Origin of the sequence: Stenotrophomonas sp. 2YAF22 (assembly GCF_052114665.1) — a bacterium.
Taxonomy (GTDB): domain Bacteria; phylum Pseudomonadota; class Gammaproteobacteria; order Xanthomonadales; family Xanthomonadaceae; genus Stenotrophomonas; species Stenotrophomonas indicatrix.
Genome location: NZ_JBFRFE010000690.1, coordinates 1 through 2101 on the forward strand (window position 1 = coordinate 1; position 2101 = coordinate 2101).

A 2101-nucleotide genomic window follows, 5' to 3' on the forward strand; every position below is an offset into this window, starting at 1 on the left:
GGGCATCCCTGGCACCGAGCAGGACCTGCAGCAATGACCCCGATGATCCTGTTCCGCTGGCAGCGCGCGCTGCCGGCGTTGTTGGCTGTCTTCCTGCTGCTGGGTGGCAGCGGCTGCGCGATGGTCACCGTCAAGCAGGTGGCATCCAGCGATTACCTGGTCAACAAGCGCGCCGATGTGCTCAACACCGGCAAGCTCAGCCCCGCCTCGCGCGAGACGCTGAGTGCGGCCGGGCTGGACGAATCGCAGTGCGAGAAGGACTTCCTGGTCTGCCGCAGCACGCTGTTGATGACCGATGACCTCAACGTCGAGCAGCGGTTGTCGACGCTGTCCGAGCTGTGGGTGAAGGCCGCTCTGGCATTGACGCCGAAGAAGCAGGCGGCCAACGAACCGCCGATGAGCGATGCAGCGCTGGATGCGTGGCTGGAGGCGGCGCGCTATGGCTATGCCTATCTGTTCTACAGCGGGCGCTCGCCCTCCGATCGCGCGTTCGAGGATCGGCAGACGCAGGTACGCGATTACTACAACTATGCTGCCGAGAAGGCCGCCGTGGTGTTGTTCGCGCGTGCCCGTGCCGCAGCATTGGCCGGCGAGGACTACACCAAGCCGGTGTCGGCGGGCAGCTGGACGCTGGCTTCCGATTTCCAGCGCCTTTCATTGAAGAGCATCCCCAAGCAGCTGGTGCCGGCCGGTACCGTCAGCTTCGTCGGCATGCGCAGCACCTATCGCCGCGATGGTTTCGGCGCCGAGCTGGTGATGGTGATGGACCCGCCGAAGCTGGTGGTGCCTGCCGTCGCCGCGGAAGGGGCCAAGGCCGAAACGGCACAGGCGCAGGCCACCAAGGAGGAGAAGGAGGAGGGCGTCCGCCGCGGACGCCGCCACCAGCACGATGATTCGGTGCCCGAGTACAGCGAGATGTCCTCGATCAACGTCACGGCATTGCTGCGTTTTGAAGGCAACACGCTGGAAGACGTGATGCGCACCCGCCAGGTGCTGCTGGATGGCTATTCGCCCGAGGCCACCGAGCGCATCACCCTGCATGGCGAAGAGGTGCCGCTGGCGGGCAACTTCACCGCCGCCTACGGCCTGTGGCTGGCGCAGAGCGGGTTCGCCACGCAGTCGCTGCGCACCCTGTTCGGCATGAGCGAGGGCATCGGCGAGCCGCACATCTACCTGATGCAGCCGTGGGACCCGAACCGCCGCATCATCTTCATGCTGCATGGCCTGGGYAGCAGCCCGGAAGCGTGGGTGAACCTGGCCAACGAGATCATGGGTGACCCCGAACTGCGCCAGCAGTTCCAGGTGTGGCAGGTGTACTACCCGACCAATGCGCCGATCGCGCTCAACCGCTATGAGATCGCCAACGCGTTCAACGACACGTTGCAGCATTTCGACCCCAACGGCAGCACGCGCGCCTCAAAGGACATGGTCTACATCGGCCACAGCATGGGCGGCGTGCTGGCGCGGCTGCTGGTCAGCGACTCGGGGGATGTGCTGTGGAACGATCTGCTGGCCAACTACGACCTGAAGGGCGAACGCCTGAAGAGGGTACAGTCCAAGCTGGGTCCGCTGCTGCACTTCAAGGCTGAGCCGAACGTGGAGCGTGCGATCTTCATCGCGGCTCCGCACCAGGGCACGGACATCGCCGGCAACAAGGTCGGTCGCCTGATCGGCCGCCTGGTCCGCCTGCCGCTGACCATCCTCGGCAAGTTCGAGGATGTGTTCCTGGCACTGGCGCAGGCCGAGCAGCAGGCGGATGGCACGGCCAAGCCGAAGATTCCCAACAGCATCGACAACCTCAAGGCCAGCGACCCGTTCGTGAAAGCCGCTGCGCAGCTCCCGATCACGCCGGGCCTGAAGTACCACTCGATCATCGCCCAGCGCAAACCGGAACTGCCTGTGGAAAAGTCCGACGATGGGCTGGTGCCGTACTGGAGTTCGCACCTGCCGGGCGCGCTGTCGGAGAAGGTGATCATCTCCGGCCACAGCGTGCAGGAGACGCCGCAGGCGGTTCTGGAAGTGCGCCGCATCCTGCATCAGGACATCGATGAAGTGGGTACGGTGGCGCGGCCATAACGGGACACCGCGGACGTTGCCGGCC

The 2101-nt window shown here is 65.3% G+C and carries 1 protein-coding gene; it reads left to right on the forward strand.

The genetic code is table 11. The features are described 5' to 3' along the window. Positions 1-33: 33 nt before the first annotated feature. Positions 34-2076: an esterase/lipase family protein gene (locus AB4Y84_RS19975; RefSeq protein WP_442250758.1), complete on the forward strand. Its 2043-nt coding sequence runs from the start codon at positions 34-36 to the stop codon at positions 2074-2076. Positions 2077-2101: the final 25 nt, after the last annotated feature.